The sequence below is a fragment of the Sphingomonas sp. PWP1-2 genome, assembly GCF_049898305.1.
GTDB lineage: Bacteria > Pseudomonadota > Alphaproteobacteria > Sphingomonadales > Sphingomonadaceae > Sphingomonas > Sphingomonas glacialis.
The window spans coordinates 193,691-215,598 of sequence record NZ_JAFCXM010000004.1 but is presented as its reverse complement, the minus strand read 5'-3'; the positions used below and the strand labels follow the sequence as shown (position 1 = coordinate 215,598).

At 68.6% G+C, this 21,908-nt stretch carries 22 protein-coding genes; 16 read left to right on the top strand and 6 right to left on the bottom strand.

Going from position 1 to position 21,908, the window contains the following annotated elements; translation table 11 throughout:
- Positions 1 to 14: 14 nt before the first annotated feature.
- Both ACP7C5_RS11980 and ACP7C5_RS11975 read right to left on the bottom strand, forming a co-directional pair.
- On the bottom strand, positions 15 to 2,105 hold the full coding sequence (locus ACP7C5_RS11980) for a RelA/SpoT family protein (protein ID WP_133191415.1): 2,091 nt from the start codon (positions 2,103 to 2,105) through the stop codon (positions 15 to 17).
- A gap of 114 nt (positions 2,106 to 2,219) precedes the next feature.
- Positions 2,220 to 2,537, bottom strand: coding sequence for a CC_3452 family protein (locus ACP7C5_RS11975; protein ID WP_206365596.1), 318 nt, complete (start codon positions 2,535 to 2,537; stop codon positions 2,220 to 2,222).
- 119 nt (positions 2,538 to 2,656) lie between these two features.
- Between ACP7C5_RS11975 and ACP7C5_RS11970 the strand changes: the two genes are divergently transcribed.
- The 7 genes from ACP7C5_RS11970 to ACP7C5_RS11940 all read left to right on the top strand — a co-directional run bounded on the left by ACP7C5_RS11970 (position 2,657) and on the right by ACP7C5_RS11940 (position 8,182).
- Positions 2,657 to 3,148 (top strand): winged helix-turn-helix transcriptional regulator, encoded by a 492-nt coding sequence (locus ACP7C5_RS11970; protein ID WP_133191416.1) that lies wholly within the window; start codon positions 2,657 to 2,659, stop codon positions 3,146 to 3,148.
- A 76-nt stretch (positions 3,149 to 3,224) separates the two neighbouring features.
- Entirely contained in the window at positions 3,225 to 3,965 is a 741-nt protein-coding gene (ccmC, locus tag ACP7C5_RS11965) for a heme ABC transporter permease CcmC (RefSeq protein ID WP_426264615.1), read from the top strand.
- Between the two features lie 100 nt (positions 3,966 to 4,065).
- Positions 4,066 to 4,500: a cytochrome c maturation protein CcmE gene (gene ccmE / locus ACP7C5_RS11960; protein WP_426264419.1), complete on the top strand. Its 435-nt coding sequence runs from the start codon at positions 4,066 to 4,068 to the stop codon at positions 4,498 to 4,500.
- A 130-nt stretch (positions 4,501 to 4,630) separates the two neighbouring features.
- Positions 4,631 to 6,613, top strand: coding sequence for a heme lyase CcmF/NrfE family subunit (locus ACP7C5_RS11955; RefSeq protein WP_426264418.1), 1,983 nt, complete (start codon positions 4,631 to 4,633; stop codon positions 6,611 to 6,613).
- On the top strand, positions 6,610 to 7,137 hold the full coding sequence (locus ACP7C5_RS11950) for a redoxin family protein (protein WP_426264417.1): 528 nt from the start codon (positions 6,610 to 6,612) through the stop codon (positions 7,135 to 7,137). The genes ACP7C5_RS11955 and ACP7C5_RS11950 overlap by 4 nt, the downstream gene beginning before the upstream one ends.
- Before the next feature lie 23 nt (positions 7,138 to 7,160).
- Positions 7,161 to 7,544, top strand: a complete 384-nt coding sequence (locus tag ACP7C5_RS11945; protein ID WP_133192150.1) for a cytochrome c-type biogenesis protein — start codon at positions 7,161 to 7,163, stop codon at positions 7,542 to 7,544.
- Between the two features lie 8 nt (positions 7,545 to 7,552).
- Positions 7,553 to 8,182, top strand: a complete 630-nt coding sequence (locus ACP7C5_RS11940) for a tetratricopeptide repeat protein (RefSeq protein ID WP_426264416.1) — start codon at positions 7,553 to 7,555, stop codon at positions 8,180 to 8,182.
- Here ACP7C5_RS11940 and ACP7C5_RS11935 read toward each other — a convergent pair.
- Positions 8,179 to 8,976 (bottom strand): DUF2189 domain-containing protein, encoded by a 798-nt coding sequence (locus tag ACP7C5_RS11935; RefSeq protein WP_133191421.1) that lies wholly within the window; start codon positions 8,974 to 8,976, stop codon positions 8,179 to 8,181. The genes ACP7C5_RS11940 and ACP7C5_RS11935 overlap by 4 nt on opposite strands.
- A 92-nt stretch (positions 8,977 to 9,068) precedes the next feature.
- Entirely contained in the window at positions 9,069 to 9,536 is a 468-nt protein-coding gene (locus ACP7C5_RS11930; RefSeq protein WP_426264415.1) for a TspO/MBR family protein, read from the bottom strand.
- Positions 9,537 to 9,605: 69 nt separating this feature from the next.
- Between ACP7C5_RS11930 and ACP7C5_RS11925 the strand changes: the two genes are divergently transcribed.
- From ACP7C5_RS11925 to ACP7C5_RS11910, 4 genes are read left to right on the top strand one after another with little or no spacing between them, the layout of a single operon-like run.
- Positions 9,606 to 10,586, top strand: a complete 981-nt coding sequence (locus tag ACP7C5_RS11925; protein ID WP_426264414.1) for an ATP-binding protein — start codon at positions 9,606 to 9,608, stop codon at positions 10,584 to 10,586.
- On the top strand, positions 10,583 to 12,262 hold the full coding sequence (locus tag ACP7C5_RS11920) for a magnesium chelatase subunit D (protein WP_426264413.1): 1,680 nt from the start codon (positions 10,583 to 10,585) through the stop codon (positions 12,260 to 12,262). Before ACP7C5_RS11925 ends, ACP7C5_RS11920 begins: the two co-directional genes overlap by 4 nt.
- Complete coding sequence (gene bchO / locus ACP7C5_RS11915; RefSeq protein ID WP_426264412.1) at positions 12,259 to 13,131, top strand: alpha/beta fold hydrolase BchO; 873 nt, start codon at positions 12,259 to 12,261, stop codon at positions 13,129 to 13,131. Before ACP7C5_RS11920 ends, bchO begins: the two co-directional genes overlap by 4 nt.
- Positions 13,121 to 13,312, top strand: a complete 192-nt coding sequence (locus ACP7C5_RS11910) for a hypothetical protein (RefSeq protein ID WP_189676398.1) — start codon at positions 13,121 to 13,123, stop codon at positions 13,310 to 13,312. The genes bchO and ACP7C5_RS11910 overlap by 11 nt, the downstream gene beginning before the upstream one ends.
- Here the strand turns inward: ACP7C5_RS11910 and ACP7C5_RS11905 are convergent.
- Both ACP7C5_RS11905 and crtD read right to left on the bottom strand, forming a co-directional pair.
- On the bottom strand, positions 13,259 to 13,969 hold the full coding sequence (locus ACP7C5_RS11905) for a hydratase (RefSeq protein WP_426264411.1): 711 nt from the start codon (positions 13,967 to 13,969) through the stop codon (positions 13,259 to 13,261). The two genes, ACP7C5_RS11910 and ACP7C5_RS11905, sit on opposite strands and share 54 nt — an antisense overlap.
- Before the next feature lie 122 nt (positions 13,970 to 14,091).
- On the bottom strand, positions 14,092 to 15,654 hold the full coding sequence (gene crtD, locus ACP7C5_RS11900) for a 1-hydroxycarotenoid 3,4-desaturase CrtD (protein ID WP_426264410.1): 1,563 nt from the start codon (positions 15,652 to 15,654) through the stop codon (positions 14,092 to 14,094).
- A gap of 68 nt (positions 15,655 to 15,722) precedes the next feature.
- On the opposite strand from crtD, the gene ACP7C5_RS11895 reads away from it, so the two are divergent.
- From ACP7C5_RS11895 to bchZ, 5 genes are all read left to right on the top strand, one after another.
- Positions 15,723 to 16,856, top strand: coding sequence for a methyltransferase (locus tag ACP7C5_RS11895; protein WP_426264409.1), 1,134 nt, complete (start codon positions 15,723 to 15,725; stop codon positions 16,854 to 16,856).
- Between the two features lie 91 nt (positions 16,857 to 16,947).
- On the top strand, positions 16,948 to 17,874 hold the full coding sequence (gene bchC, locus ACP7C5_RS11890) for a chlorophyll synthesis pathway protein BchC (RefSeq protein ID WP_426264408.1): 927 nt from the start codon (positions 16,948 to 16,950) through the stop codon (positions 17,872 to 17,874).
- Positions 17,871 to 18,854: a chlorophyllide a reductase iron protein subunit X gene (locus ACP7C5_RS11885; RefSeq protein ID WP_133191430.1), complete on the top strand. Its 984-nt coding sequence runs from the start codon at positions 17,871 to 17,873 to the stop codon at positions 18,852 to 18,854. Before bchC ends, ACP7C5_RS11885 begins: the two co-directional genes overlap by 4 nt.
- Entirely contained in the window at positions 18,844 to 20,391 is a 1,548-nt protein-coding gene (gene bchY / locus ACP7C5_RS11880; RefSeq protein WP_426264407.1) for a chlorophyllide a reductase subunit Y, read from the top strand. Before ACP7C5_RS11885 ends, bchY begins: the two co-directional genes overlap by 11 nt.
- On the top strand, positions 20,388 to 21,833 hold the full coding sequence (gene bchZ / locus ACP7C5_RS11875) for a chlorophyllide a reductase subunit Z (protein WP_426264406.1): 1,446 nt from the start codon (positions 20,388 to 20,390) through the stop codon (positions 21,831 to 21,833). Before bchY ends, bchZ begins: the two co-directional genes overlap by 4 nt.
- The last annotated feature ends 75 nt before the right edge of the window (positions 21,834 to 21,908 follow it).

Sequence of the window (21,908 nt, the reverse complement as noted above, 5' to 3'; positions counted from 1 at the left end):
CCGCCGGCGGCGTACTAGACGCGCGTCACCGCATTGACCGCGTCGGCGGCGCGCAGCGCGGCGATGACGTGCATCAAATGCTGGACGTCGTGGACCTCGACATCGATCGTATTGGTGTGGAAGCCGGTATCGCGATTATCGAGCCGCAGATTGACGATGTTGGCCTTTTGCGCGCCGATGATCGTCGCGATCGTGCCAAGCGCGCCGGGTTCGTTCTTGACCTCGACCGAGATCCGCCCGGTCGCGCCCTCGGTCTTGTCGCCCCACGATAGATCGACCCAATCGGTATCGTCGGCGGCACCGAGGATCGGGCAATCGATCGTATGGACTTCGATCCCGGCGTCGGGGCGGCGCAGCCCGACGATCCGGTCGCCGGGGACGGGATGGCAGCATTCGGCGAGATCGAACGCGACGCCTGCGGTCAGCCCGCGGATCGAGATCGCGCTCGACTGCGGCGGCAAATCACGCATCGCGTCGACGCCGGCCGAGCCGGGCATCAACGCTTCCATCACCGCGGCGTCGGGGATGCGGCGGCGCGCGATCGCCTCGAGCAAGGCGGCTTCGTCGGACACCTTGAGACGCTGCATCGCCATCGCCTGCGCATTGCCGGCGAGCGGGGCGGGGAGACGCGAGACGAGCTCGTCGTACATCTTGCGGCCGAGCGCTTGTGTCTCGATCCGCTCCTTGTGGCGCAGATGCCGCCGGATCGCGGCGCGCGCCTTGCCGGTGATCGCGAAGTTGAGCCAGCCGGGCTGCGGCTCCTGCGCCTTGGACCGCAGGATCTGCACCTGATCGCCATTGTCGATCACGGTGCGCAAGGGGACCACGCGCCCGTTGATCTTCGCGCCGACCGCCTGATCGCCGAGATCGGTGTGGACGGCATAGGCGAAATCGATCGGCGAGGCGCCCTTGGGCAGCTGGTGGAGCTCGCCCTTGGGGGTGAAGGCGAAGATGCGATCCTGATACATCGCCATCTTGGTATGCTCGAGCAGCTCTTCGGGGCTCTCGGCATTGTCGAGGATCTCGACCAGATCGCGGATCCAGCTGACTTGTGAGTCGGGCCGGACCTTGTCCTGCTTGTACGCCCAGTGCGCGGCGAGCCCGAGTTCGGCCTCTTCGTGCATGGCGCGCGTGCGGATCTGGATCTCGACGCGCGTATTGTCGGCATGGATCACCGTCGTGTGCAGCGAGCGGTAGCCGTTGCGCTTGGGGGTCGAGATGTAATCCTTGAAACGCCCCGGCACCATCGGCCAGCGGCGGTGGATCACGCCGAGTGCGGTGTAGCACGCCTCTTCATCGGGCACGATCACGCGGAACGCCATGATGTCGCTGAGCTGCTCGAAGCTGATGTGCCGCTCGGCCATCTTCTTCCAGATCGAATAGGGATGCTTTTCGCGCCCCGATACGTCGCCTTCGATTCCCTGGCGGCTGAGCAGCAGCTTGAGCCCCGACCCGATCTTGGCGATGCGGTCCCCGCCGCCGTCCTTGAGCTGGGCGAGCCGCTTGGTGATCGATTCGAACGCCTCGGGCTCGAGCTGCGCGAAGGCGAGCGTCTGCATCTCCTTCATGAACTCGTACATGCCGATCCGCTCGGCGAGCGGCGCGTAGATGTCCATCGTCTCGCGCGCGATGCGTTTGCGCTTGTCGGGATTCTTGATGAAATGCAGCGTGCGCATGTTGTGCAGCCGGTCGGCAAGCTTGACCAGCAGCACGCGGATGTCGTCCGACATGGCGAGCAGGAATTTGCGGAGGTTCTCGGCGGCGCGCTCGTTTTCGGTCTGCGCTTCGATCTTCGACAGCTTGGTGACGCCGTCGACCAGCCGCGCGACGCTCGCGCCGAAGAGGCGGGTGATCTCCTCGGGGGTGGCGACGGTGTCCTCGATCGTGTCGTGGAGGATCGCCGTCGCAATCGTCTCGTCGTCGAGATGGAGGTCGGTCAGGATGCCGGCGACTTCGATCGGATGGCTGAAATAGGGATCGCCATTCGCGCGCTTCTGCGATCCGTGCGCCTGCATCGAAAAGACATAGGCGCGGTTGAGCAGCGCCTCATTGGCCGAGGGATCGTACTCCAGGACACGATCGACGAGTTCATACTGACGCAACATCTCAAACCAAGATGGCGTCACGAAGTGTTGCTTTGCAACATGTTTGCGCGAATCGCAGAAAAAAGCCCCTCTCGCACGCTTGCGAAAGGGGCTTCGATCGGTTTGCCGCCACGCTTATTTGGCGCGGGCGTTGCACTTGGCGAGCGCGTCGGCATCGAGCGGCTGGCCGGCGATCGCGAAGGCCGAAAGCTTGCCGGCACGCTGCGCGATCATCTCGCACACGATGCCTTCGCGCTGCGGACCCTTGTTCGCGGTGAAGGCGGTGTCGTTCCACTTCCACACGGTGCCGTTGGTGATCAGCATCGTCTTGGCGGGCGCAGCGACCGGGGTCGCGGCATAATACGGCGCAGCGTCGGCGGCATGCGCGACGGTCGGTACGAAGGGGAGCGTCGCCACGAACGCGGCGACGGCAAGCGGAAGCGAACGGATCATGGGGAGACTCCTTGCCTTGTCAGTTTCGATCCGCTACCTAAATGCTGCAGTTGCGAGTTGCAAGTCAAAACGTAGTTTTGCTTCCCCCTTTACCTATAAATGCGTTAGGGTTTCCGATTATGGATGCAAAGTTGCGCGAGCCCTTGCGGGATTTGGTGGAATGCAGCCTCCCCGCGGCGCTCGAAGCGATGGGCGAGCGCTGGAGCTTCATGATCCTGCGCGCCGCGTTCAACGGCCTGCACCATTTCGAGGAATTCCAGTCCGAGCTCGGGATTGCGCGCAACATCCTCGCCAATCGGCTGGGGCGGTTGGTCGAGCATGGCATCCTCACGCGCACAGCGGTCGCCGCCGACCGGCGCAAGATCCAGTATGAGCTGACGGAGAAGGGCGCTGCGCTGTTGCCGACGATGCTCGCGCTGCGGCAATGGGGCGAGCGCTGGGAGACGGGCTTTCGCGCCAGCCCGGTGCTGGTCGACAAGCGCGACATGCGCCCGATCGCCCCGATCGACGTACGAGCGTGGGACGGCCGCGTGCTGACCAAGCACGAATTGCTCTGGGCACTGCCCGAGGATGTTGATTATGGTGAGAACGGATTACGCGCAGCGGAGTGAAAATCCGCGCGCGACGGTAAAGGGGAGGCTGGCTTGACTGTAGATTCTTCCACGTTTCTTGCGTAACCTCGACCGCGTGCCGAGCCTCCACATCCTCGCCAATCCGGCCCGTTTTCTGAAGCTTGCGCGTCCGCTCACGCCCGTCTTGTTCTGGCTCGGCGTCGGGCTCATCGGCATCGGCGTCTGGGGTGGCCTCACGCAAACCCCGCCCGACTATCTGCAGGGCGAGACCGTCCGCATCCTCTATATCCATGTGCCGACCGCTTGGCTCGGCATGGGCGGGTGGAGCGGGATCGCGATTTCGTCGCTGGTGTTCCTCGTCTGGCGGCATCCGCTCGCGATGATCGCCGCACGCGCGATCGCGTTGCCGGGGGCGGTGTTCGCCGGGCTGTGCCTCGCGACGGGGTCGATCTGGGGTCGCCCGACCTGGGGGACGTGGTGGCAGTGGGACGGGCGGTTGACCTCGATGCTGTTGCTGTTCTTCGTCTATCTCGGCTTCATGGCGCTGGTCCGGGCCGATGACGATCGCGGCGGCGATGGGCGGACCCCGGCGCTCTACGGGATCGCCGGATCGGTGTTGCTGCCGATCATCCGCTATTCGGTGGTGTGGTGGAATACGCTCCACCAGGGGCAGAGTATCGGCCTCACCAAATCGACGATCGATTCGTCGATCCTGTGGCCGCTGTGGTTCACGCTCGGCGGCTTCACCTTTTTCTTCGCAGGGATCGTGCTGATGCGGATGCGCACGATCCTCGCGCGCACCAAGGCCGAGGCGCGGCTGCGGCGAATGGCCAATGTCGTCGAGGTGACTGCATGAATCCCTGGCCGTTCGTGACGGCGGCGTATGCGTTGACCGGGGTCGTCTCGGTTGGGCTCGCCGTGTGGAGCTTTCTCGCGATGCGCGGCTGCGAAAAGAAATGAAAGCCAAGCATCAACGCCTCACGCTTGTCCTGCTTGCGATCGGTGCGGTCGGCGGGGCGAGCTTGCTCGCGCTCTCCGCGCTCAAGGACCAGGCGGCGTTCTTCTACGCGCCGGGCGACGTCAAGAAGGACGGCCTGCCGATCGGGCGTGCGGTGCGACTTGGCGGAATGGTCGCCGATCATTCGATCCAGCGGCTCACCGATGGCGTTTCGATGCGCTTCGTCGTGACCGATGGCGTCGCCACGGTCCCGGTCGCCTATAAAGGCATCGCGCCCGACCTGTTCCGCGAGAAATCGGGCGTCGTCGCCGAAGGATCGTTCAACCCCGACGGCAGCTTCACCGCGACCAATCTGCTCGCCAAGCACGACGAGAAATACATGCCCCCCGAAATCGCCGGCAAGATGCACGAGACGAAGACGTTGCAGCAATGAGGGCGCGCCGTTCGTCACACCATGCTTCGTCACCCCGCGCGCGCCCCGGGGTCCACCGCGCCGCACGTGCAGCGCTCGTTGCAGGGCGGACCCCGGGACGAGCCCGGGGTGACGGCGGGGGGACGGTCCTTTGATCGCCGAGGCCGGCCTTGCCGCTCTGTGGTTCGCCGCGGCGCTCGCGCTGTTGCAGCTCGTGCTGGCGGGAATGGGGGTCTGGCGCTCCACCCCCCTTCGCGCTGAGGCGACAGGCTCAGCGCGAACCGACGCGGAAACCACGCTCACCGCCGACATCATCGCCGCGGTCCGACCGGTCGCGGTGGTGCAGGGCGTGCTCGCCCTGTTCGCGATGCTGCTGCTCATCACCGTGTTCGTGCGCAGCGACATGTCGGTGCTGCTCGTCGCCGAGAACAGCCATTCGGACAAGCCGATGCTCTACAAGATCGCGGGCGCGTGGGGGAACCATGAAGGCTCGATGCTGCTGTGGGTGACCATCCTCGGCGTCGCAGGCGCTGCGGTCGCGATCCTCGAGCGCAGCCTCGCCAAGCCTACCCTGATCGCCACGCTCGGCGCGCAGGCCGCGATCGCGCTCGGCTTCTACGCCTTCCTGCTCTTTTCCTCGAATCCGTTCGCGCGGCTCGATCCCGCGCCCGCCGACGGCAACGGGCTCAACCCGCTGTTGCAGGACCCCGGCTTGGCGTTTCATCCGCCGACGCTCTACATCGGCTATGTCGGCATCTCGATCGCTTTCTCCTTCGCGGTCGGCGCGATGATCACGCGCGATGTCGGCCCGGCGTTTGCGCGCGCGATGCGGCCGTGGGTGCTCGGCGCGTGGATCTTCCTGACGCTCGGCATTACTGCGGGATCGTATTGGGCCTATTACGAGCTCGGCTGGGGCGGCTGGTGGTTCTGGGATCCGGTCGAGAACGCCTCGCTGATGCCGTGGCTCGCGGCGACCGCCTTGCTGCATTCGGTCAGCGTGCTCGCGACGCGTGACGGCTTGCGCGCCTGGACGCTGATGCTCGCCGTCGTCGCCTTCTCGATGTCGATGATCGGCACCTTCCTGGTGCGTTCGGGAATCCTCACCAGCGTCCACGCTTTCGCGGTCGATCCGACACGCGGGTCGTTCATCCTCGCGCTGCTCGCCATCTATATCGGCGGCGCGCTGCTGCTGTTCGCGCTCCGCGTCGGCACGGTGAAGCAAGGCAACACCTTCGACGCGGTCAGCCGCGAGGGCGCGTTGATCGTCAACAATCTGCTGCTCTCGGTGATCCTCGCGCTCGTCCTGCTGTTCACGCTCTATCCGATCGTCGCGGCGGGCTTCGGGACGCAATTGTCGATCGGCAAGCCGTTCTTCGACAAGTTCATCGGTCCGATCGCGCTTGCGCTCGGCGTGGTGATGGCGATCGGGCCGATGGTGCGCTGGCGGCGCGACGATCCAGGCGTGGTGCTCGGACGGATGATCGCACCCGTCGCGGTGACGGGCTTCGCGCTCGTTGCCTTGGTCGCGCTCGGCGGCGGGATCGCGTGGCTGCCGCTGTTCGGACTGGCGCTCGCGATCGGGCTCGCGGTGGCGAGCGTGTTGCCGCTGTGGGGGCGCAACCTGCGCCGCACGCCGCTCTTCACCTACGGCATGGTCGTCGCGCATCTCGGGATCGCGGTGAGCCTGGCGGGGATGGCGTGCGACGCCGCCTTCACGCAGGAGACGCTCGTCGCGGTGCGCGTCGGCGAGCCGTATCGCGCCGGGCCGTTCAGCGTGACGCTCGACGGGATCAAGCCTGTGGTCGGCCCCAATTGGTCGGCGCTCGAAGCGCGGCTGAGCGCGCGGCGTGGGGCCGACGGCGCGGTCTTCTATCTCCGCCCGCAATCGCGCTTCTTCGCCAATCCGGTGACGGTGACGAGCGAGTCGGCGATCGCGACGCGCTGGGACGGGCAACTCTACACCGTGCTCGGGGAGCCCGATGGCACCGGGCGCTGGCAGCTGCGGCTGTGGTGGAAGCCGTTCGTGACGCTGATCTGGTTCGGCGGCGCGCTCGTCGCGATCGGCGGGGCGCTGTCGCTGCTCGGGCGCTTGCGGCGCGAACGCCGCGTGCGGGTGCGTGAGGCGTACGCATGAAGCGCTGGCTGATCTGGGTGCCGTTCGCCGTCGCGCTGGGCTTGCTCGCTCTGGTCGGCTGGGGACTCTACAAGCCTGCGGACCGCACCGTCCGCTCGGCGCTGGTCGGCCAACGCTTGCCGCAATTCGCGCTCCCGCCGATCGTCCCGGGCAAGCCGGGGCTCGCCACCGCAGCGTTTGCGACGGGCAAGCCGCGCTTGCTCAACGTCTTTGCCAGCTGGTGCATCCCGTGCATCGCCGAGGCGCCGCAATTGCTCAAGCTCAAGCAAGCCGGGGTCGAGATCGACGCCGTCGCGATCCGCGATACGCCCGCCGCGATCGCCGAGTTCCTCGCGCGCAATGGCGATCCTTACGCCGCGATCGGTGACGACAAGACGAGTTCGGTCCAGCTCGCGCTCGGATCGTCGGGGGTGCCCGAAACCTTCGTGATCGGTGGCGACGGGCGAATCGTGCTCCAGCATGTCGGCGACATCCGCGCCGAGGAGGTGCCGGGGCTGATCGCGGCGGTGAGGAACGCGCGGTGAAGCGGCTGCTGCTCCCGCTGTTGATGCTGGTTGCGGCACCGGCGTTTGCCGACAGCAACCTTCCGCCCGCCCCGCTCGCCAATGTCCAGCTCAAGGACCCGGCCAAGGAAGCGCAGGCGCAGACGTTGATGCTGACGCTGCGCTGCGTCGTCTGCCAAGGCCAGTCGATCGCCGACAGCAATGCCGAGATGGCGGGCGACATGCGCGCGCTGGTCCGCACGCGGATCGCCGCGGGGCAGAGCCCGGAGGCGATCCGGGCGTGGCTGATCGCGCGCTATGGCGACTATGTCAGCTACGATCCGCCGCTCAGCGCGGTGACCGCTCCCTTGTGGATCGCGCCGTTGATCTTGCTGGCGCTCGGCGTCTGGTTCGCACGCGCGAGTTTCAAGCGGCGGGCGAAACGATGAACCTTCTCATGCTCGCCCTGGTTGGGATCGCTGCGACGGGGTTGCTGTGGGGATTGGGCGTCGGGCGCCGCTTGTGGAGCTTTGCCGGCGCGGCGCTGATGCTCGGCGCGGCGGGCTTTGCGGTGCAGGCGGCGCGGCACGTGCCGGGCAAGCCGATCGCCGCCGATGTCACGCCGATCGCGGTCGATCCCGGGATGGTCGCGTTTCGCGAGGCGGTGTTCGCGCCGTCGCGCGAGGACAGTCTCGCGCTTGCCAGCGCCGATGCGCGGCTGGCGGCGGGCGACGCGCATGCCGCGGCCGATGGCCTGCGCCGCGAGATCGCGCTGCGCCCGGGCGACGCTGCGCTGTGGACCGGGCTCGGCTATGTCCTCGCGCTGCACGACACTGCGGTGTCGCCGGCGGCGAAGTTCGCCTTCCGCCGCGCGGTTGCGCTTGCGCCGCACAGCCCGGGTCCGGCGTTCTTCCTCGGCATGGCGTATGTCGATGCCGGTGAGGTCGCACAGGCACGGCCGGCCTGGGCGTTCGCGCTGAGCGTGACGCCGGCGAACGCGCCGTATCGCGACGACATCGTCCAGCGGCTCGCCGCGCTCGATCAGTTCGACAAGGTGGCGGCCGCACAGCGCGCGGCGGCGCGTTAGCGCACCACCAGCCGCGTATAGAGGTGCCAGGTGGCGTAGCCGAGCCACGGCAGCACCACCGCCAGCCCGATCGCCGCCGGGATCATGCCGAGCGCGAGCAGCCCCGCGACGCGCACGCCCCAGCCGAGCACTTCGCGCGGATTCTCGCGCACCGCGGCGAGCGACGTGCGCACTGCCGTCACTGCATCGACGGGTTGATCGACCACCATCGGGAACGCGACGACCGCAACGACGAGCGTGGCCAGCGCAAACGCCCCGCCGGCAAGATTGCCGAGCACGATCAGCTGCCAGCCCTCCGCCGTGGTGAACAGCCGCGCGATCACGTCACCGGGCTGCATCGGCCCGACCGTGCCGAAGGTCGCTTGATAGATCGCATAGGCGACGCCGAGCCATGCCACGAAGAGCAGCGCGATCCCGCCGGTCAGCAGCGCGAGCGGCCAGCGGCTGCGCCCGTTGAGCGGATCGAGGAAGTGCCACCAGCTCGAGTCGCGGCCTTCCTCACGGCGCCGCGCGAGTTCGTAGAAGCCCGATGCCACGGCCGGCCCGGCGATCGAGAGCCCTGCGACGAGCGGAAAGAGCAAGGGCAGCAGCGGCGCGTTGAAGGCGAGCGCGACCGCCACGAAGCAGATGACGGGATAGAGCAGCCCGAGAAAGATCAGATCGCCGCGCTTTTCGGTAAAGTCCTTCCACCCCTCCGCCAGCGCCCAGGTCAAGTCGGCTGTCTCGATTCGTCGGATCTCGGGCAGATCGGCGGCGCGTGCGGGCAGGGCGGTTGCGTGTAGGGTGGCGGTCATCGGTTGGTCCTCGTCCTAAGCGTACTTTCCTTTGTCTTGGAGTGAGGACTGTACGCCCTTTGGCGAGCGCCGACAATATTAGCGCGAAAGCCTCAGCCGAACGGCCCGTTGAGCTGCACGATCTTGCGGTTGAGCACCGCGGCAAAACTCACCCACAGGAAATAGGGCACGATCAGCGCCGCAGCGAAATGCGAGATCGGCCACAGCCCGACGAGCAAGGCGATGAGCGAGCCCCACAGGAAGACGACTTCGACCAGCGCCCAATCGGGCCGCCGCACCGCGAAGAAGAGCGGGCTCCACGCGAAATGGCACGCCGCGTTGACCGCGAACAGGATGACGACCGACTGACGCGCCGCCGCATCGGGCGCAGCTTGCCATGCGATCGCGGCGGACCAGGCGGCAAGTCCGAGCAGAATCGTCCAAGCAGGGCCGAACGCCCAGCCGGGCGGCTGCCACCAGGGTTTACGCAGCGCCTTGTACCACGACCCGATCGGCGTCGCGAGGCCACCCGCCACGAGCAACACCGCAGCGCATCCGCCCGAGACGATCAGCGGGCTCATGCGGCGTTTCCGATCACTTTTCGACGACTGTCCACTTGCCGAGTGTCAAGCGCGTGGTACACATGAGCGATGGGCATGGCATTTCCCTTTTCGGCGATCGTCGGCCAGGACGAGATGAAACTGGCACTGCTGTTGGCCGCGATCGACGCGCGGATCGGCGGCGTGATGGTATTCGGCGATCGCGGCACCGGCAAGTCGACCGCGGTGCGCGCGCTCGCCGCCTTGCTTCCCCCAATGCCTGCCGCCCTTGCCGGGTTCCATCCCGAGGGTGCGCCACCGCCCGATCGCAAGGCGACGGTCCCCGTTCCCTTCGTCGATCTGCCGCTTGGCGCGACCGAGGACCGCGTCGTCGGCGCGCTCGATCTCGAGCGGGCACTCGGCGCCGGGGTAAAGGCGTTCGAGCCTGGGTTGCTTGCGCGCGCCAATGGCGGGTTCCTGTATATCGACGAGATCAACCTGCTCGAGGACCATATCGTCGACCTGCTGCTCGACGTCGCGGCATCGGGCGAGAACGTCGTCGAGCGCGAGGGATTGTCGGTGCGGCATCCGGCGCGCTTCGTGCTGGTCGGCAGCGGAAATCCCGAGGAGGGCGAACTCCGCCCGCAATTGCTCGATCGCTTCGGCCTGTCGGTCGAGGTGCGCACGCCGCAGGATCTCGCCGCGCGGATCGAGATCCTCAAGCGCTGCGACGCGTTCGAGCGGACGCCTGCGGAATTCGCCGAGACGTGGCGCGCAGCGGAGAAGAAGACGCTGCGACGGCTCGCGCGGGCGCGGGCCAGCCTCGCGCACGTGACCGTGCCCGATGCTATCCTCGCACGCGCCGCACAATTGTGCATGGCGGTCGGGGCCGATGGCTTGCGCGGCGAGCTGACGCTGATGCGCGCGGCACGCGCGCTGGCGGCGCTCGATGGCGAAGCCGTCGTCGGCCCCGCGCAGCTTGCGCGCGTCGCCCCGCTCGCGTTGCGGCACCGGTTGCGGCGCGGGGTGCTCGACGAGACGGGCTCGGCGGTGCGGATCGAACGCGCGCTGGACGAACTGGCGGCGGCGTGAGCGCGGCCGCCTCGCCGCTCGACGATGCGATGCTAGCGGCGCGGTTGTGCGCGATCGATCCAGTCGGCCTGGGGGGCATGATCCTGCGCGGTGGCGCAGAATTGCGCGACCGCGTCGTCGCGCGCTTGCATGCGGACCTCCCTGAAGGCGCGCCGCTGCGGCGGATTCCCGCGCATGTCGATGACGATGCGCTGCTCGGCGGGCTCGATCTTGGCGCGACGCTCGCGCTCGGGCGGCCGGTGCGGCAGCGCGGAGTGCTTGCGGCGGCGGATGGCGGGATCGTCGTGCTGCCGATGGCGGAGCGAATCGCCGAAGCGACTGCGGCGCGGATCACCGCGGTGCTCGACGCGCGCGCGATCGATGCGGTAGCGGTGCGCATTGCGGTGGTCGCGTTCGATGACGGGGTCGAGGATGAAGCGCCGCCGCAAGCCTTGGTCGAGCGGCTGGCGTTTCGGATCGATCTGTCCGAGTGCCGCGGGGCAACCGACACGGTGCCATCCGATGCTGAAGCGAAGGCAGCAGACGGCGACGCGCCAGCGATCGACCCGTGCGCGATTCTCAGCGGCGCTGCTGCCGCACTCGGCATCGATTCGGCGCGCGCTGCGCTGTTCGCGCTGCGTGCCGCGCGCGCGGCGGCGGCGTTGGCGGGGCGCAGCGAACCCGACGAAGACGATGTGATCCTCGCGATCCGGCTCGTCCTCGGCCCGCGCGCGACGCGGCTTCCCGCGCCGCCGCAGGACGACAGCGCGACCGACGCGCCACCCCCGCCGCCCGAAAGCGAGTCGAGCGAGGAAGAGCGCGGTGCGCCCGAACCGCCCGACGACGTCGTGCTCGCCGCCGCGCTCGCGGCGCTCCCGCGCGACGTGCTCGAACGACTCGCGGCCGGCGCGGCACGGCGCGGGGTCAATCGCGCGCGCGGCGCGGGCGAACGGCGCAAGTCGCCCCTTCGAGGTCGCCCGCTCGGCGCGCGTGCGGGAATTCCGCGTGGCGGCTTGCGGCTGAGCTTGATCGACACGCTGCGCGCCGCCGCGCCGTGGCAGAAGCTGCGCGAGCGTGGCGGCGGCGCGATCCGGATTCGCCGCGACGACCTGCGCATCCGTCGCTTCGAGACGCGTGCGGAAACGGTGACGATCTTTGCGGTCGATGCGTCGGGCTCGGCGGCGGCGGCGCGGTTGGCCGAGGCGAAGGGCGCGGTCGAGTTGCTGCTCGCGCAAGCCTATGTGAAGCGCGCGCAAGTCGCGTTGGTGGCGTTTCGCGGGGGCGGCGCGGAGGTCTTGCTGCCGCCGACGCGCTCGCTGACTCGCGCCAGGCGCGCGCTGGCGGATTTGCCGGGCGGTGGCGGCACGCCGCTGGCCACCGGGCTCGACGCGGCGCGAACGCTCGCCGAGGCGGCGCGCGCGCGCGGACGCACGCCCTTCCTCGTCGTGCTGACCGACGGACGCGGCAACATCGCCGCCGATGGCAGCGCGGTGCGCGAGCGTGCCGAGCGCGACGCCGAGCAAGCCGCGCGCGCGATCGGCCAGGCCGGGATCGGCGCGGTGTTCCTCGATACCGCCGCGCGCCCCCGCCCCGAGGGCGCGCGACTCGCGCTGGCGATGGGCGCGCGCTACCTCCCGCTGCCGCGCGCCGATGCCGCGGCGATGCACCGCGCGGTGTCGGCGGCGCAGGCCGCATGAGCCGCGCGCGCTGGGAGGCCGAGGGGCGCGATTGGCCCAATCGCGCCGCGAGCCAATTCGTCGATACCGCGCGCATTCGCTGGCATGTCCAGATGATGGGGGCAGGGCCGGTGTTGCTGCTGCTCCACGGCACGGGGGCGGCGACACATAGCTGGCGTGATCTTGCACCGCTGCTGGCGGAAAATTTTACCGTGGTCGCGCCCGATCTGCTGGGGCACGGTTTCACTACCGGGCGCCCGGTCGGGGGGCTGACGATGCCCGCGATGGCGCGCGCGGTGGGGGAATTGCTCGCCACGCTCGGGCTCGCGCCTGATCTGGTTGTGGGGCATTCCGCGGGCGCGGCGATCGGGGCGCGGCTGGTGCTCGATGGCGGCGCTAAGCCCGCGCGGCTGGTCGGGCTCAACCCCGCGCTGATGCCGTTTCCCGGGCTCGCCGCGGCGCTCTTCCCGACGCTCGCGCGGATGCTGTTCGTCAATCCGTTCGCGCCGCATCTCGTTGCGGGGCTTGCGCGCGGGCCGGGCGATGCGAAGCGCTATCTCGAGCGCGCGACAGGCTCGACGATCGACGCGCGCGGGGTCGATTGGTATCGGCGGCTGTTCTCGACCTCGGATCACGCCGCGGGCGCGATCACGATGATGGCGGATTGGGATTTGGACTCGCTCGCGCGCGATCTGCCGCGCGTTCGCGTGCCGACGCTTCTGATCCACGGGTCGGCCGATTCGGCGATCGCGCTGGCGTCGGTCCGCCAAGCCGCAGCCTTGCTGCCCGAGAGCCGGTTGGAAGTGCTCGCCGGGCTCGGCCATCTCGCGCACGAGGAACGCCCCGCCGATGTCGCCGCCTTGATTCGAGGGTTTGCGGATGCCGAATAGCTATTTCGCCTTGCTCGACATGGCGATCGTCGGGGTGCCGACGATCCTCTTCGTCGTCTGGCAACTCGTCTCGATCAACCGCGAGATCGCGCGCGACAAGGCCAAGAAGGCGGTGCCGCCCGACGCTTCACCAGAGCGCCCGGGGCATCCGGTAGGGGAGCATCGACTGGACGATCGGTGAGCGGAAGCGCGCGAGCGACAGGCTTTCATGCACCGCGTCGACGGTCTCGCCGAACAGCCGCGTCGACAGCCCCGAGCGCGCATAGAACGGCGCGTCGATCCAGGTCCGCGTCACGAGCGGCGTAGCGCCGGAATCGGCGCGTGTCGCACGCGCGACACGCCAGCCGGTATGCGGAAGCCGCACGCGCGGTGGCGGCGCGACGTCATGCCAGCGGCCTTGCCGATCGAATTTGAGCGCCAGCTCGAACGGATCGCCACCGCGGCGTCGCCCCTCGTACAGCACGGCCACGTCATTGCGCAGGTGCGCGCGCGCCCAGTGCCAGTCGTCGAACCCCGCCTCGAGCGGCTCGTCGCCGAAATTCGAATCCCAATAGCCGCTGCCCGACCAGCCAAGATCGGGATGCGTCATCGCCACCTCGACGCGCGCGCGCGGCGCGACGGGGTGCCAGCGGTGCCGCGCCGCGGGATCGAGCGCGAAGGCGGTGGTGCCGATCAGCTCCGGGGTGACGCGGACGGTGCCGCGCACGCGGTAGGGCAGCGGTGCCGAACGTTCGTCGATCGCGATCACCAGCGTATCGCCGTCCCAGCTGAGCGCGCTCGGTCCGACCTGGAAATGATCGGCATCGCGCCGAACATGGCGCTCGCCGCGCTCGGTCATCGCCCATGCCCCACCGCGCGGACCGCACAGCGCGACGTTGATCGCGCAGTGATTGTCGGGCCGTCCGCGCCCTGAAAGCTTGTAATAGGGAGAGAAGACGCTCCCGATAAACGCGATGATCGTCAGGCCGAAGCGACGGTCGGCGCTGACCGCGTCGATATACCACCAGGCATAGCCGTTCGCGTCGACATGGACGTCGAAGCGCGGTCCTTGAGCAGGCAGTCGACGGCTAGGTGGCCGGACAAGGCCGCCATCGGGACGCCCGCGCCCGGATGGGTGCTCCCGCCCGCGCAATAGAGCCCAGGGATCCGTGTCCGGCTGCCGGGGCGCTGGAAGGATGCCGCCCACCCGTGCGAGGCCCGTCCATAAAGGGCTCCACCCGTCCGTGGGAACAGGCCGTTGAAGCCACTCGGCGTCGTCAGCACCGTCGCCTCCTCGGGCAAGTCCAGCGTCAGGCCAGCGCGCTGCAGCGTGGCGTGCATCGATAGCGTGCATTGCTCGATCTCCGCTTGGGAAAGAGGGGACGTGTCGCCGGTGGCGGGGGCGTTGACGATGATCTGGACGCGCTCGGACGCGCCGGCGCCCGCGCCGGTCGTGGCGTCGCGGTCCTGTGCGCAGACATAGACGGTCGGGTCGGCGGGAACGCGGCCGGCGGCGAGCTCGGCGAATTCGGTCGCCGAGTCGCGTGCGAAGACCACATTGTGGCGCAGCAGCGGGAAACCGCGCGCGGGCGTGTTCGCGCACCACACCAGCGCCGAGAGCGAGCGCTTGTGCGCCGGTTGCCGAGCGACCGCGCGCCGCACTGCCTGGCCGAACGCACCGTGCGCGATCGCTGCGGGATCGGCATTGCAGACGATCGCAGTCGCGCGGATCTGCTCGCCCGAGGCGAGCCGCACGCCGCTCGCACGCCCGCGCTCGACCAGGATCTCGCTGACCGGTGCGCCATAGCGGAAGACCGCGCCGTTCCGGATCGCCAGTGCCTCGAGCGCCTTGGCCAGCGCATGCATCCCGCCCGAAATCAGCCAGACCCCGGCGGCCTCGACATGCGCGACGAGCATCAACGTCGCTGGGCAGTGGAACGGCGAGGATCCGCAATAGGTCGCGTAGCGCCCGAACAATTGCCGCAGCCTTGGATCGGGAAAATGATCACCGAGCGCCGACCACAGCGTTTCGTACGGGCGGATGCGGCTGAGATCGGTCAGCCCGCGCAACCCCATCCGCCAAGTGAGCCCGAGCGGGTTGGTCTGCGGCGCGCGCAGGAACGGCGCTTCGAGCGTTTCGAAGATATGGCGCGCCTCGGCGCAGAATGCGCGGTAACCCGCCGCTGCGCGCGCGCCGGAAAAATCGCCGATCGCGGCCTCGCTTTCCGCAGGATCGGCGAACAGATCGAGCCGGTCGTCGCCCCAGGCGTGGCGCGCGAGGATCTTTGCGGGGGTGAGCGCGACATGCGCATCGAGCGACGCGCCGCAGGCGGCGAAGATCTCGTCGAACACATGGCGCAGCGTGAAGACCGTCGGCCCGCCGTCGACCGCCGCGCCGCCCGCCATGACCTGGCGCATCTTTCCGCCCGGGGCAGAGGCTGCCTCGACCACGGTAACCGGCACACCGCGCGCGGCGAGCAAGGCCGCGCTGACCAGCCCACCGATCCCGGCGCCGATGACGAGCACCGTATCGCGTCTGTCCACCGTAATGAATCCTCGATCCAGTCAGTGTCCACTCGACTGGACACTCAGTTTCGTCCACCAAGGGCGACATGTCAAAGCCTGTCTTGCGCAAGTCCCTCCTGCTCTCGGCCCGGACGTCCTGGCTGGCATGGCGAAACGGGCTGCTGGGGTCGCCGCGGTTTCAGCGCTTTGCCGCGCGCTGCTGGCTGACGCGCCCGATCGCCCGGTCGCGTGCGCGCGGGCTGTTCGATCTGGTGGCGGGCTTCGTCTATTCGCAGACGCTCGCGGCGTGCATCGCGACCGGTCTGCTCGATCGACTCGGCGGCGGACCGCAGACGTGCGACGCGCTCGCCGCGCAAATCGACGTGCCGCCCGAGGGCACGCTCAGGCTGCTGCGCGCGGCTGCGGCGCTGCGGTTGGTCGAACGACTCGGCGATGCCTGGGTGCTGGGCAGCGCGGGCGCGGCGCTGCGCGGCAATGGCGGGATTGCCGAAATGGTCGCGCACCACGGCTTGCTCTATGCCGATCTCGCCGACCCCGTGGCGCTGCTGCGGCGCGGTGGCGGCGGCGGGGCGCTCGCGGGATATTGGGGCTATGCCGAGGCGCCGGGCGCCGGCGACGCCGAATCGGTCGCGCCCTATTCGCGGCTGATGGCGGCGTCGCAGCCGCTCGTCGCGGCGCAGACGCTCGACGCCTACTATTTCGCGCGCCACCTGCGGATGCTCGATATCGGCGGGGGCGAGGGAGGATTTGTCGAATCGGTCGCGGCGCGTGTGCCGACGCTCGAGCTCGCTGTGTTCGATCTGCCCGCGGTCGGCGAACGCGCGCGCGCGCGCTTCGCCGCCGCGGGGCTTGGCGAACGGACGTCGATTCATGGTGGCAGCTTTCGCAGCGACCCCGTCCCGCAGGGGTACGATCTCATCACGCTGGTGCGTGTGCTGCACGATCATGACGATTCGGTCGTGCTCGCCTTGTTGCGCGCGATCCGTGCCGCGCTGCCCCCCGGCGGTCGCCTGCTGATCGCCGAGCCGATGGCGCAGACACCGGGCGCCGAACCCGCCGGAGACGCCTATTTCGGCCTGTATCTGCTCGCGATGGGGTCGGGCCGTCCGCGCGCTCCCGCCGAGATTCGCGCTATGCTCCACACCGCTGGCTTTGCTCGCTCGCGGCTGCTGCCGACTGCGCTGCCGATCACGTGTCGTGTGGTCGTCGCGGAGGCCTGACGATCAACCGTCAATCATGATTGACAAAACAAAGTGTCCATATAGATTGACACCAAGACGACCCGTAACGGGGCGCGGCAGGGGAAGCACGGTGGATACACTGGCGATCGTATTGGAGGAGCCCGGACAGCTCGCCCTGCGTCGCCTGGCGTTGACCGCGATGGGCCCCGCCGACGTCCTGATCGAAATCGCCTGGAGCGGGATCAGCGCGGGCACCGAGAAATTGCTGTGGTCGGGCAAGATGCCCGCCTTCCCCGGCATGGGCTATCCGCTGGTCCCGGGATATGAATCGGTCGGGCGGATAGTCGATGCGGGCCCTGAGGTCCGCGCGCGCATCGGCGAATGGGTCTTCGTTCCCGGTGCCAATTGCTATGAGGGCGCACGCGGCCTGTTCGGCGGATCGGCGCGGCGCGTCCTGTTGCCTTCGGCGCGCGCGATCCCGGTCGACGAGTCGCTCGGTGCCGACGGGATCCTCACCGCGCTCGCGGCAACCGCCTATCACGCCGTCGCGGGTGGCGCGCCGCCCGAGCTCGTGATCGGGCACGGTATCGTCGGGCGGCTTGCGGCGCGGATCACGGTGGCGCTCGGCGCGCCGGCGCCGACGGTGTGGGAGACCAACCCCGACCGGCGCGATGCGAGCGGCTATGCAGTGATCGATCCCGCACAGGACGAGCGCCGCGACTATGCGACGATCTGCGAGGCGAGCGGCGCGTCCGATATCCTCGACGCGATCGTCCCACGGCTCGCCAAGCGCGGCGAGATCGTGCTTGCGGGATTCTATGACCGGCTCGGTTTTGCCTTTCCGCCAGCCTTCCAGCGCGAGGCGCGGCTGCGCATCTCGGCCGAATTTACCCCGGCTGATGTCGCCGCGACCACGGCGCTGATCGCATCCGGCGCGCTGCGGCTCGACGGGCTGATCAGTCACCTTCGGCCGGCCGCCGAAGCCGCCGACGCCTATCCGGCGGCGTTCGGCGATCCTGCTTGCCTCAAGATGGTCCTCGATTGGAGTGCGGTATGACGATGCTCGACCCAGGCCCGCTGCGCGACGAAGCCGCGTACGAGCCCGATCCCGTTTCGACCGGGCCGGTGACCAAGGAAACGCAGATCATCGCGATCTACGGTAAGGGCGGCAGCGGCAAATCGTTCGCGCTTGCCAACCTCAGCTACATGATGGCGCAGCAGGGCAAGCGCGTGCTGCTGATCGGTTGCGACCCCAAGAGCGACACGACGTCGCTGCTGTTCGGCGGAAAATCGACCCCGACGATCATCGAGACGAGCTCGAAGAAGAAGCTCGCGGGCGAGGAGATCGGCATCGAGGACGTCTGCTTCCAGCGCGACGGCGTGTTCGCGATGGAATTGGGCGGCCCCGAGGTCGGCCGCGGCTGCGGCGGGCGCGGGATCATCCACGGCTTCGAGACGCTCGAGAAACTCGGTTTTCACGAATGGGGCTTCGACTATGTCCTGCTCGATTTCCTGGGGGACGTGGTATGTGGCGGCTTCGGCCTGCCGATCGCGCGCGACATGTGCCAGAAGGTGATCGTCGTCGCCTCGAACGATCTCCAGTCGCTCTATGTCGCCAACAACGTCTGCAAGGCGGTCGAATATTTCCGCAAGATGGGCGGCAATGTCGGCGTCGCGGGGATGATCCTCAACAAGGATGACGGCACTGGCGAGGCCAACGCGTTTGCCGAGGCCGTCGGGATTCCGGTGCTGACCGCGATCCCCGCGAACGAGGATATCCGCAAGAAGAGCGCGAACTATCAGATCATCGGCAAGCCCGGCGGACAATGGGCGAGCCTGTTCGAACAGCTCGCGCTCAACGTCGCCGAGGCGCCGCCGCTGCGGCCCACGCCGCTCGACCAGGACGGGCTGCTCGGGTTGTTCTCGGCCGACGTGACGGGGGCCGACTACACGCTCCGGCCTGCGAGCCAGACCGACATGCGCGGCGTCGCCTATGTCACCAAGCCGACGCTCGAGGTCGTGTACGATGCCGTCTGACGCTGGTCTCCTTGCGCCTTCCCTGCCCGCAGGGACGGAGAGACGCCCGGACCGCATCGAACTTGCGACCCAGAGCGGTGGCTGCTCGAGTGGTTCCACGCTCCGCGAAGCCGCCGAACTCGCCGGCAAATCCGACGTCCTCGCCCGCTACGACGCCGATTACCCCAAGGGACCGCACGACCAGCCGCAATCGATGTGCCCGGCGTTCGGCTCGCTCCGCGTGGGCCTCAGGATGCGCCGCACCGCGACGATCCTCTCGGGCTCGGCGTGCTGCGTCTATGGCCTGACCTTCACCTCGCATTTCTACGGCGCGAAACGCAGCGTCGGCTACGTCCCCTTCTCGTCCGAGACGCTGGTGACGGGCAAATTGTTCGAGGACATTCGCGACGCCGTCCACCAGCTCGCTGACCCGGCGCTGTACGACACGGTGATCGTCACCAATCTGTGCGTGCCGACGGCAAGCGGCGTCCCGCTGCAATTGCTCCCCGACCAGATCAACGGCGTCCGCATTATCGGGATCGACGTCCCCGGCTTCGGCGTGCCGACGCATGCCGAGGCGAAGGACGTGCTTGCCGGCGCGATGCTCAGTTATGCGCGCAAGGAGGCCGAGCAGGGCCCGGTCGCCGCGCCGAAGCAACGACCCGACCGGCCGAGCGTGACGCTCCTGGGCGAGATGTTCCCGGCGGACCCGCCCGGAATCGGGCTGTTGCTCGAACCGCTGGGCCTAGCTGCTGGCCCGGTCGTCCCGACGCGCGAATGGCGCGAGCTCTACGCCGCGCTCGATTGCGCCGCGGTGGCGGCAATCCATCCGTTTTACACCGCGAGCATCCGCGAGTTCGAGGCGGCTGGCCGCAGCGTGGTCGGCTCGGCGCCGGTCGGGGCTGACGGGACGGCGGCATGGCTCGACGCGATCGGCGCGGCATGCGGGATCGCTCAAGGCAAGGTCGATGCGGCCAAGAACCGCTTTATCCCCGCGATCCGCGGCGCGCTCGCCGCCAAACCCATTGCCGGGCGGATCACCGTCTCGGGCTATGAAGGCTCAGAACTGCTCGTTGCGCGCCTCCTGATCGAGAGCGGCGCGGACGTCCCCTATGTCGGTACGGCATGCCCGCGGACAGTGTGGTCGGATCCCGATCGCGACTGGCTCGAGGCGCATGGCTGCCGCGTGCAATATCGCGCCAGCCTTGAGCAGGACATCGCCGCGGTCGAGGAATTCGGCCCCGATCTCGCGATCGGCACGACGCCCGTCGTCCAGCACGCCAAGCAGAAGGCGATCCCGGCGCTCTATTTCACCAACCTCATCTCGGCGCGCCCGCTGATGGGGCCGGCGGGCGCGGGGAGCCTCGCACTCGTCGTCAACGCCGCGCTCGCCAATCAGGCGCGCTTCGACAAGATGACGCGTTTCTTCGACGGGGTGGGGACGGGGCCGTCGGCCGGCGTGTGGGAGACCACGCCGGTCGACCGGCCCGAGTTCAAGGCAAAATACGCCGCCAAACGCATCGCCGCCGCCAAGGCGGAAGAAAGCGTCGGGGTATGACGCTGATCCTCGATCATGATCGTGCCGGCGGCTATTGGGGCGCGGTCTACGCCTTCACCGCGATCAAGGGGCTGCAGGTCATCATCGACGGCCCGGTCGGCTGCGAAAATCTGCCCGTCACCTCGGTGCTGCACTACACCGATGCGTTGCCGCCGCACGAATTGCCGATCGTCGTCACCGGGCTCGGCGAGCAGGAGCTCGGCCGCGACGGCACCGAAGGCGCGATGAAACGCGCCTGGGCGACGCTCGACGCCGATCTCCCCGCAGTCGTCGTGACCGGCTCGATCGCCGAGATGATCGGCGGCGGCGTCACGCCCGAGGGCACCAACATCCAGCGCTTCCTGCCGCGCACGATCGACGAGGATCAGTGGCAGTCGGGCGACCGCGCGCTGACCTGGCTGTGGACGCAGTTCGGCCCGAAGAAGGTTCCGGCGTTACGTCCGTTGAAGGAGGGCGAACGCCCCAAGGTCAACCTCATCGGCCCGATGTACGGCAGCTTCAACATGCCGTCTGACCTCGCCGAAATCCGCCGCCTGGTCGAGGGGATCGGTGCCGAAATCGGGATGGTCTTCCCGCTCGGCAGCCATCTCGCCGACGTCCGCAAGCTCGCCGACGCGCGCGTCAACGTCTGCCTTTATCGCGAGTTCGGGCGCGGGCTGTGCGAGGCGCTCGAGCGGCCCTATCTGCAGGCGCCGATCGGGCTCGAGAGCACGACGCTGTTCCTGCGCAAGCTCGGCGAATTGCTCGGGCTCGATCCCGAGCCGTTCATCGAGCGCGAGAAGCATACGACGATCAAGCCGCTTTGGGACCTATGGCGCTCGGTCACGCAGGACTTCTTCGGCACCGCAAGCTTCGGCATCGTCGCGACCGAGACCTATGCGCGCGGCATCCGCGCGTTTCTCGAAGGCGATATGGGGCTGCCGTGCCACTTCGCCTTCGGGCGCTCGGCCGGGATCAAGCCCGACAACCAGGCGGTGATCGACGCGATCCGCAGCAACCCGCCGCTGATCGTGTTCGGCAGCTTCAACGAGCGGATGTACATGGCCGAGGCCGGCGCGCGCGGCGTGTACATTCCGGCGAGCTTCCCCGGCGCGGTGATCCGCCGCCACACCGGCACGCCGTTCATGGGCTATGCCGGCGCGACCTATCTCATCCAGGAAGTGTGCAACGCGCTGTTCGACGCGCTCTTCCACATCCTTCCGCTTGCCGGCCAGCTCGACACGGTCGAGGCGACGCCCGCGCGGATCGAGCGTGAAGTCGCGTGGGAAGACGCCGCCAAGGCGGCGCTCGACGAAGCGGTCGAGCGCGAGCCCGTCCTGGTGCGGATTTCCGCCGCCAAGCGCATCCGCGACGCCGCCGAACGTGGCGCGCGGCGCGCCGGCGAGGCCTCGGTTTCGCCGAGCCGCCTCGCGCACGCCATCACCGAAAGCCGCGGCGGATGACCGCGCGGTGTTCTTTCCCGCGTTCGCGCGGATCCGAAATCCCACGGCAGGTGCCGCGCGGATGCAGCCGGGGAG

What these genes read in the sequence shown, in the direction of transcription:
- ACP7C5_RS11910 (WP_189676398.1), top strand. Translation starts at nt 13,121, where the DNA reads ATGCCGAATAGCTATTTCGCCTTGCTCGACATGGCGATCGTCGGGGTG.
- ACP7C5_RS11980 (WP_133191415.1), bottom strand. Translation starts at nt 2,105, where the DNA reads ATGTTGCGTCAGTATGAACTCGTCGATCGTGTCCTGGAGTACGATCCC.
- ACP7C5_RS11975 (WP_206365596.1), bottom strand. Translation starts at nt 2,537, where the DNA reads ATGATCCGTTCGCTTCCGCTTGCCGTCGCCGCGTTCGTGGCGACGCTC.
- ACP7C5_RS11905 (WP_426264411.1), bottom strand. Translation starts at nt 13,969, where the DNA reads ATGACCGAGCGCGGCGAGCGCCATGTTCGGCGCGATGCCGATCATTTC.
- ccmE (WP_426264419.1), top strand. Translation starts at nt 4,066, where the DNA reads ATGAAAGCCAAGCATCAACGCCTCACGCTTGTCCTGCTTGCGATCGGT.
- ACP7C5_RS11970 (WP_133191416.1), top strand. Translation starts at nt 2,657, where the DNA reads ATGGATGCAAAGTTGCGCGAGCCCTTGCGGGATTTGGTGGAATGCAGC.
- bchO (WP_426264412.1), top strand. Translation starts at nt 12,259, where the DNA reads ATGAGCCGCGCGCGCTGGGAGGCCGAGGGGCGCGATTGGCCCAATCGC.
- ACP7C5_RS11940 (WP_426264416.1), top strand. Translation starts at nt 7,553, where the DNA reads ATGCTCGCCCTGGTTGGGATCGCTGCGACGGGGTTGCTGTGGGGATTG.
- ACP7C5_RS11935 (WP_133191421.1), bottom strand. Translation starts at nt 8,976, where the DNA reads ATGACCGCCACCCTACACGCAACCGCCCTGCCCGCACGCGCCGCCGAT.
- ACP7C5_RS11930 (WP_426264415.1), bottom strand. Translation starts at nt 9,536, where the DNA reads ATGAGCCCGCTGATCGTCTCGGGCGGATGCGCTGCGGTGTTGCTCGTG.
- ACP7C5_RS11895 (WP_426264409.1), top strand. Translation starts at nt 15,723, where the DNA reads ATGTCAAAGCCTGTCTTGCGCAAGTCCCTCCTGCTCTCGGCCCGGACG.
- bchY (WP_426264407.1), top strand. Translation starts at nt 18,844, where the DNA reads ATGCCGTCTGACGCTGGTCTCCTTGCGCCTTCCCTGCCCGCAGGGACG.
- ACP7C5_RS11950 (WP_426264417.1), top strand. Translation starts at nt 6,610, where the DNA reads ATGAAGCGCTGGCTGATCTGGGTGCCGTTCGCCGTCGCGCTGGGCTTG.
- bchZ (WP_426264406.1), top strand. Translation starts at nt 20,388, where the DNA reads ATGACGCTGATCCTCGATCATGATCGTGCCGGCGGCTATTGGGGCGCG.
- ACP7C5_RS11925 (WP_426264414.1), top strand. Translation starts at nt 9,606, where the DNA reads ATGGGCATGGCATTTCCCTTTTCGGCGATCGTCGGCCAGGACGAGATG.
- ACP7C5_RS11885 (WP_133191430.1), top strand. Translation starts at nt 17,871, where the DNA reads ATGACGATGCTCGACCCAGGCCCGCTGCGCGACGAAGCCGCGTACGAG.
- ACP7C5_RS11945 (WP_133192150.1), top strand. Translation starts at nt 7,161, where the DNA reads ATGCTGGTTGCGGCACCGGCGTTTGCCGACAGCAACCTTCCGCCCGCC.